Annotated in this window: 8 protein-coding genes; 7 read left to right on the top strand and 1 reads right to left on the bottom strand. The window is 33.8% G+C overall.

All coding sequences use genetic code 11. The features are described from left to right. Positions 1-223 (bottom strand): four helix bundle protein (locus tag FPG59_RS11220; RefSeq protein ID WP_140344641.1); only part of this gene is annotated, 223 nt, incomplete at its 3' end. 83 nt (positions 224-306) lie between these two features. Here FPG59_RS11220 and kdpB point away from each other — a divergent pair. From kdpB to FPG59_RS11185, 7 genes are all read left to right on the top strand, one after another. After that, positions 307-2,397, top strand: a complete 2,091-nt coding sequence (gene kdpB, locus FPG59_RS11215) for a potassium-transporting ATPase subunit KdpB (protein WP_086454692.1) — start codon at positions 307-309, stop codon at positions 2,395-2,397. Positions 2,398-2,724: 327 nt separating this feature from the next. Then, the gene (locus FPG59_RS11210) at positions 2,725-3,279 is read left to right on the top strand and encodes a K(+)-transporting ATPase subunit C (RefSeq protein ID WP_086454691.1); all 555 of its coding nucleotides are present in this window, start codon (positions 2,725-2,727) and stop codon (positions 3,277-3,279) included. Positions 3,280-3,431: 152 nt separating this feature from the next. Beyond that, the gene (locus FPG59_RS11205) at positions 3,432-4,514 is read left to right on the top strand and encodes a porin (protein ID WP_086454690.1); all 1,083 of its coding nucleotides are present in this window, start codon (positions 3,432-3,434) and stop codon (positions 4,512-4,514) included. A gap of 33 nt (positions 4,515-4,547) precedes the next feature. After that, positions 4,548-5,675: a sensor protein KdpD gene (locus FPG59_RS11200; RefSeq protein ID WP_086454689.1), complete on the top strand. Its 1,128-nt coding sequence runs from the start codon at positions 4,548-4,550 to the stop codon at positions 5,673-5,675. A 1-nt stretch (position 5,676) separates the two neighbouring features. After that, positions 5,677-7,407, top strand: a complete 1,731-nt coding sequence (locus FPG59_RS11195) for an ATP-binding protein (RefSeq protein ID WP_086454688.1) — start codon at positions 5,677-5,679, stop codon at positions 7,405-7,407. Positions 7,408-7,711: 304 nt separating this feature from the next. Further along, positions 7,712-8,116 (top strand): hypothetical protein, encoded by a 405-nt coding sequence (locus tag FPG59_RS11190; protein WP_086454687.1) that lies wholly within the window; start codon positions 7,712-7,714, stop codon positions 8,114-8,116. Between the two features lie 177 nt (positions 8,117-8,293). Continuing rightward, the coding region (locus FPG59_RS11185) for a WG repeat-containing protein (protein ID WP_140344640.1) at positions 8,294-8,607 on the top strand (314 nt) is incomplete at its 3' end.

Raw genomic sequence — 8,607 nt, 5'->3', positions numbered from 1 at the left:
CAGATAATGAGCCTAAAGAAATATATAGGAAGTGGATAAACTCTTTTGTTCCTTTTCTTGCAGCACCTTCGGCAATGTTTACTGGAACTGAGACAGCAGCTCGTCTTATTTGGGAAGTTAATCCAAACTTTTCTTCAGGTGGAAAATTGTTGGTGACTAAATAAATTTCTTTCACAAATTCAAAACTTTTAATCCAAGAATTCAAATTTTTATGTGGTTTCATGTTTTACATATTATCAATTACATTAAATATATCCTAAATCAAGACATTTTACATTTAACATCTAACATTTTATTCTTAAGAAAATGAATAACAATAAATCCAATTCATTATTCGAAAGTAAGCAAGTAAAAGAGGCGCTAGTACAGTCTTTTGTAAAGCTAAACCCGAAAATAATGTTCAAGAATCCGGTCATGTTCACCGTTGAAATTGGAACTGCCATTATGCTTGCTGTGTGTATTGCCATTTTATTTGGCGCACAAGACCAAGGCAGTTTTACTTATAATTTCATAGTTTTTTTAATTTTGTTAGCAACGCTTTTGTTTGCCAATTTCGCCGAGGCTATTGCCGAAGCAAGAGGGAAAGCACAAGCGGATAGTTTAAGAAAAACACGGGAAGAAACATCTGTGAAAAAAGTAAAAGGTGAGATGTTTGAGGTCTCTCTCCACAAGCTTGAAGCTTCTGACTTTTTACATCTAACATCTTCACAATTAAAGAAAGGCGATGTTTTTGTTTGTGAAGCTGGTGATTTAATTGCCACTGATGGTGAAATTATTGAAGGATTGGCCACTATAGATGAAAGTGCCATTACCGGAGAGAGCGCTCCTGTAATTCGGGAAGCGGGTGGCGATAAATCATCAGTTACCGGTGGAACTAAAGTGTTATCAGACAAAATCAAAGTGATCGTGACTAACGAACCCGGCGAAAGTTTCTTGGATAAAATGATTGCTTTGGTAGAAGGAGCAAGCCGCCAGAAAACACCTAATGAAATTGCGTTAACTATTTTGTTGGCTGCCTTTACATTAATCTTTGTGATTGTTTGTGTAACCCTGAAACCGTTTGCTGATTATGCGAATGCTCCAATAACTATTGCTGCTTTTATTTCTCTTTTTGTTTGTTTGATTCCAACAACGATTGGAGGTCTGTTATCAGCCATTGGAATTGCAGGAATGGATAGGGCTTTGCGTGCCAATGTAATTACCAAATCAGGAAAAGCGGTAGAAACTGCTGGAGATATTGATGTATTGCTTTTGGATAAAACTGGAACCATCACAATTGGAAATAGAAAAGCGACTCGTTTTTATGCTGCCAAAGGAATTTCGGAAGATGATTTTATAAAGTCAGCAGTTTTGAGTTCACTGGCTGATGACACGCCCGAAGGCAAAAGTATACTTGAATTAAGTGAAATGTTAGATGTAAAAGGCAAAATCAAGGAAAGCATTTCACAGCTTTCTTCTCACATTTCACAAACTATAAAATTTACTGCCGAAACCAGAACCAGCGGTGTTGTTTTAAAAGACGGAACCGATATTAGAAAAGGTGCTCAGGATGCAGCAAAAAATATTGCATTGAAAGCTGGAACAATTTTTCCGGAGGATATTGCAGAAGCAGTGATTGCTATCTCATCAAAAGGAGGAACTCCATTGGTGGTCGTAAAAAATGCTCAAGTCCAAGGGGTTATTGAATTGCAGGACATTATTAAAACGGGAATGAAAGAACGTTTTGAGCGTTTGAGAAAAATGGGTGTAAAAACGGTAATGGTAACCGGAGATAATCCTTTGACCGCCAAATTTATTGCCGAAGCAGCTGGTGTAGATGATTTTATTGCCGAAGCCAAACCTGAGGACAAAATGAATTACATCAAAAATGAACAAGAACAAGGCAAGTTAGTAGCGATGATGGGTGATGGAACTAATGATGCACCTGCTTTGGCGCAAGCCAATGTTGGTGTGGCCATGAATAGCGGAACACAAGCAGCTAAAGAAGCCGGAAACATGGTCGATTTAGACAATGATCCCACCAAGTTAATTGAAATCATAGAAATAGGAAAACAATTATTGATGACCAGAGGAACGCTTACCACGTTTTCGATTGCGAATGATGTGGCTAAATATTTTGCTATTGTTCCTGCGCTTTTCATCACGGCAATTCCTGCTCTTGAAGGATTAAATATTATGGGATTACACAGTCCTGAAAGTGCGATTTTATCTGCGGTTATTTTCAATGCGATTATTATTCCGATATTGATTCCGCTTGCGCTAAAAGGGGTTGATTATAAGCCAATCGGGGCGAGTGCTATTTTAAAGAGAAACCTATTGATTTATGGTCTTGGTGGATTGATCATCCCATTTATTGGAATTAAAATAATTGATTTGGTTGTAGCATTATTTATATAATTAGTGAAATGTGATTTGTAAAATGTGATTTGTAAAATGTGATTAGTAAGAAGTGATTAGTAAAAAGTAATCAGTAAAAAGTAATCAGTAAAAAGTAATCAGTAAAAAGTAATCAGTAAAAAGTGATTAGTAAAAAGTGATTTGTGAAATGTAAAAAGTGAAATATTAAAAACAAAAAACACAGAAAACATTTTACATCTAACATTTTCACATCCAACTTTTCACATCTAACATCCAACTTTTCACATCCAACCTTTCACATCCAACCTTTCACATCCAACCTTTCACATCTAACATTTCACATCTAACATTTTACACAAAAGAAAAATGAAAAATATATTTTCAATATTAAAATTCACCTTATTTATGGTGATATTGTTAGCGGTTATTTACCCAATGGCAATTTTTGGAATAGCACAATTGGCTCCCAATAAAGGAAAAGGAGAAACAATTACCGTAAACGGAAAAGTGGTGGGGTATCAAAAAATTGGACAAAAATTCGATAAATCCAACTACTTTTGGGGAAGACCTTCGGCTGTGGATTATAACGCTGCAGGAAGTGGGGGAAGCAATAAAGGACCGAGTAATCCTGATTATTTAGCATTGGTGCAAAAAAGAATCGACACTTTTTTAATCGTGCATCCTTATCTTAAAAAATCAGAGATTCCTTCGGATATGGTGACAGCTTCTGGAAGCGGATTAGACCCGAATATTTCTCCGCAAGCAGCGCTGATTCAGGTAAAAAGGGTGGCGAAAGAGAGAAAATTATCAGAAAATAAAGTAAAAGCTTTGGTAAAAACTAAAATCAATACACCAGCAGTAATAGGAACTGCAACCGTAAATGTTCTAGAGTTGAATGTAGCCTTGGACGAATTGAAATAGAATTTATTTCAATTTCAATGGCAAATTAAAAAAATAACGTCTTTAAAAACGAGATGCCCTAGCCCCGATAGAAGGGAAAATCCTTTTGTCTCGTTTTTTTGCGAGACAAAAGATTGGAATGATAGCGGGATTAGCTTCTAAAAATAATAAAAATGAAAAATATAATAAGTATCGCTTTAATAGCTTTTGGGGTATCAACAGTGAGTGCACAAGAAACTGAAAAAACACAAAGTCCTTTCACGTTTTCGGGTTATTTAGAAACGTATTACAGTTATGATTTTGGAGAACCAGACAATCATGTAAGGCCTGGATTTATTTACAGTCATAACAAGCACAACGAGGTCAATTTGAATTTAGGATTGGCGAAGGTAAATTATTCTAAAGAGAATGTTCGCGGGAATTTTGCCTTAATGGCCGGAACTTATGCCGAGTACAATTTGGCAGCAGAACAGGATTTACTAAAAAATGTGTATGAAGCGAATGTGGGTGTGAAAATTTCGTCGAAACACAATCTGTGGGTTGATGCAGGAATTATGCCGTCACATATTGGTTTTGAAAGCGCTATTGGTAAAGATTGCGCCACTTTGACTAGAAGTATTTTGGCTGATAATTCACCGTATTATGAAGCGGGTGTGAAAATTGGATATACGTCAAAAAGCGAAAAATGGTATTTGGCTGCTATGTATTTAAACGGTTGGCAACGCATCCAGAAAATTGATGGCAACCAAACACCGGCTTTTGGTACACAAGTAACCTTTAAACCTACTGCCAAAACCACATTAAACTGGAGTACTTATGTGGGGAATGAACAACCGGATAATGTAAAAAAATGGCGTTATTTCAATAATTTTTACGGACAATTTAAAGTATCTGAAAAAACAAGTTTAATTGCTGGTTTTGATATTGGAGCGCAACAAAAAGCAACAGAAAGTGACCAATATGATGTTTGGTTTGCACCGATTTTAATAGCGCAATACAAACCGACAACTAAAATCCAATTGGCAGCAAGAGCGGAGTATTATTCGGATGAAAAAGGAGTAATAATAGCAACCGCAACACCTAACGGATTTAAAACATACGGTTTCTCTACAAATTTTGATTATTTAGTTATTGATAATGTGATGTTTAGAATAGAAGCAAGAACTTTGAATAGTAAAGACGATATTTTTTTGAAAAACACTAATTCTAGCAATCAAAATGTATTTTTAACGACAGCATTGGTTATTTCTTTTTAATTTTTTTCTAAAATTTAAAATCTTAAAACCAAATTGGACAACGAAAAGGAAAATAATGTCAAGCACTTTCTTGATTTAATTCAGAAATCACGTAAAGGAAAGTTTAAAGTCTACATTGGTATGAGTGCCGGTGTGGGCAAAACTTTCAGGATGTTACAGGAAGCACATACGCTGTTAAAAAATGGTATCGATGTAAAGATTGGTTTTATAGAAACGCACAATCGGAAAGAAACACACGAACTATTAGAGGGTTTACCGGTCATTCCTAGGCGAACCCTTTTTTACAAAGGGAAACTGCTTGAAGAAATGGATTTACAAGCCATCATCAATTTGCGTCCAGAAGTGGTTATTGTAGATGAATTAGCGCATACGAATATAGAAGGAAGCAAAAACGAGAAACGTTGGCAGGATGTTTTGGAGATTCTGGAAGCAGGCATAAATGTGATTTCGGCAGTGAATATTCAGCACCTAGAAAGTTTAAATGCAGATGTAAAAAACATTACAAATATTGATGTTCAGGAACGCATTCCAGACAGTGTTTTGAAATTAGCGGATGAAGTGGTGAATATTGATTTGACTTCAGATGAGTTGATTGCCCGTTTGAAAGAAGGTAAAATCTATACTGCAGATAAAATCCCTACGGCGCTAAGTAATTTTTTTAAATCCGACCAAATTTTACAATTGCGGGAACTGGCCTTGAAAGAAGTTGCGAGTCAAGTCAATCGGAAAGTCGAAAGTGAAGTACCTAGAAACATTGCAGTAAAACATGAAAAATTATTGGCCTGTATCAGTAGTAACGACAAAATCGCTAAGACGATCATAAGAAAAACAGCCCGATTAGCCAGTTATTACAACAGCAAATGGTGCGTTTTGTATGTAGAAACGCCAAAAGAAAGCAGCGACAGAATTGCGCTCGACAAACAACGGCATCTGATTAATAATTTTAAATTGGCCACACAACTTGGTGCCGAAGTAATTAAAGTTCAGAATACTCATATTACAGATGCTATTTTAGAGGTGGTCGCGCAAAAACAAATCACTACTGTTTGCATAGGGAAACCGCATTTGAGTTTATTTAAAGTAATTTTATCGACAACTGTTTTCAATAAATTGTTGAACAACCTATCGTCTTCTAATATTGATCTTATAATTCTATCTTAAAATGAAAATTAAAACCAAATTAAACCTGGGTGTTGGATTGCTTTTTCTAATGATAATCATACTTTCATTAGTAGCGGCATTTTATATTTTTTCGATAAAAAAAGACACAGAAAACATTCTGAAAGCCAATTACAACACGCTAGAATATTCGCGTAATATGCTTCTTTCGTTAGATGAAATTAACGGGAATGAAGAAAAGGCAATTATTATTTTTGAAACCAATATTACCAATCAAATTGCCAATATTACGGAGGCTGGCGAAGATAAAGCGACCTATAATTTGCAGAAAAATTTTGATTTTTTGAAGAAAAATAGAACCGATGAAACCTTAAAAAGCCAAATTCGTCAAGACATTTTCAAGATTATGAAATTGAATATGAATGCAATAAAAGAAAAAAGTGATATTGCAAAACACACAGCAGAGACTGCTAATTTTTGGATTGCAGTAACAGGAACACTTTGCTTTTTGATAGCGTTCAATTTATTAGTGAATTTGCCCAATAATATTGCCAACCCAATAAAAGAACTCACGGACAGTATCAAGCAAATTGCCAATAAAAACTATTCGCAACGAGTGCATTTTATGAACCACAATGAATTTGGAGATTTGGCCAAATCATTCAATACCATGGCCGAAAAACTGCAGGAATACAACAATAGTAATTTATATAAACTGTCATTTGAAAAGAAAAGACTAGAAACTTTAATCAACAACATGCACGACCCAATTATCGGGTTAGACAATCAGGGTTTGATTTTATTTGCAAATGATGAGGCATTGAAAATAATTGGTTTAAAATCAGAGGACGTTATGGGTAAACTCGTAACAACTCTTGCTCTGACCAATGATTTGATGAAATCGTTAGTAATTAAGGATCTGTCGGATGAAAAACAGAAATCGCTTCCTATGAAAATTTTTGCTGATGGAAAAGAAAGTTATTTCGAAAAAGAAACTGTAAATATTACGATAAAACCAACAGGAGAAGATCAAATTATTGATATTGGAAATGTTATTATTTTGAGAAACATTACTGTTTTTAAAGAACTGGATTTTGCTAAAACCAATTTTATTGCTACCGTTTCGCACGAATTGAAAACCCCAATTTCATCCATCAAATTAAGTTTACAATTACTTGAAAAAGCAGAAACAGGCACTATTAATGAAGATCAAAAGCAATTAATAGAAAGCATTAAAGACGATAGTCAGCGGTTATTAAAAATTACTGGCGAACTGTTGGAATTGTCGCAGTTAGAAACGGGGAAAATAAAGCTGAATATGGAAAAGAGTAATCCCTATGATATTATGATCTACGCTACCGAAGCTGTAAAAGTGCAAACAGAACAAAAGCAAATAGAATTAATTGTCAAAACGGAACAAAATTTACCAGATATAAAAGCAGATAGTGAGAAAACGGCTTGGGTTTTGATTAATTTTTTAACCAATGCAATTACGTATTCAACAGAAAACAGTACGATAATTGTAAAACTTAAAAATGAAAACAATCAAGTTGTTTTTCAAGTAATTGATACTGGAAAAGGAATTGATACCCGTTATAAAACTAAAATTTTTGATAAGTATTTCCAAGTTCCGGGTAGCCAAAAATCAGGAACAGGACTTGGTTTAGCCATTAGCAAAGAATTTATTGAAGCTCAAAATGGAACTATTGGAGTAGAAAGTGAGTTGGGGCTGGGTAGTACTTTTTATTTTAAACTTCCTAGTAATGTTCATTGATGTGAACATCTCAAACCTCAAATATGTTTAAAACATTGGTTATCATATTATAACGAAAATGAAAGAGCTTGAGGAGATTTCTGTAAAAGGAACAATAGCACAAAGCATGTAAGATTATATACTTAAAAATATTTTTATTTGTACTGTTTTTATTATAGATTAGCAAAAGCAAAATGATAACGTTTGTCAGACAAGTCAACACGGTTTTGGTGTAATATATCTGATATTGTGAGATGAAAATACAAGTTACAAGTGATTAAAATGCAGAATCAATAATCTAATACTATTTTAATATTTAAACCATATGAAAACATTAATTATTACTTTACTCTTATCGATTTCAACTTGTGTTGGACAAAGCTTAAATGAGAAAAATTTGCAAAACAGAATAGTTCATAAGTGGGGCTTATTACAATTTGAACAAGCAAAAAAAGATGGAGTTATTACACAAGTTATTCTTACAAAATATGCTGATAGTGTTTTATTTGAATTTAAAAATGACCAAACTTTAGAGGTAATTTACTCTGACAAAAAAAAGGAACAATATACATGGAAATTTAAGCGTAGTTTAATAGAAATAAGTTCTACTGATACAAATTATAATCCCGAAATATTAGGCCTATTTGAAATACATTTTCAAGATAAGATTTCGCAGCTTTTTTTACAGAGAAAAAATGATCCACACCATGGAATTATGTTAAAAACATAATCAACTGCAATTACAGGCGTTTGGCAAGATTGAGGTTTTAGACTTAATTTAAAGTTGTTTTTGTAGATGCAAAACCTTGCCTATAATCGAAAAATGAGTCTTTATCAATACCCAACCTCCCCAAGCGCCTGAACTTTAGCATGAATAGTAACCAAAATTCCTTATAAAACTGAATATATGAAAAATAAAATTTCACTATTATTTTTTTTGATTTGTATAACAATAAATGCTCAGAACAAAGACATGTCAGATGTTTTTCAAAGAGAATTTTTGAAAATAAATTCATATCCAGTAGAGAGTGTTGCAGAATATTATTCTGATCTTATAAATTTCTTAATGACAAAAGACACTAAGGAAAAAAATAGAAAATTTGGCTACATTTCAAAAAACGGGAAAGTTTTTAAATCTGCAGAATTTGATTATGCATCTGATTTTAAAGGAGATTATGCAAATGTTGTTAAAGACTCTATTCCAGGTTTACTGTTTAAAAA

It is taken from the genome of Flavobacterium sp. FPG59 (assembly GCF_002150205.1).
In the GTDB taxonomy this organism is placed as follows: Bacteria; Bacteroidota; Bacteroidia; order Flavobacteriales; family Flavobacteriaceae; genus Flavobacterium.
Note: the sequence above shows the minus strand (reverse complement) of the source record. Positions and strands in the feature narration are given on the sequence as shown.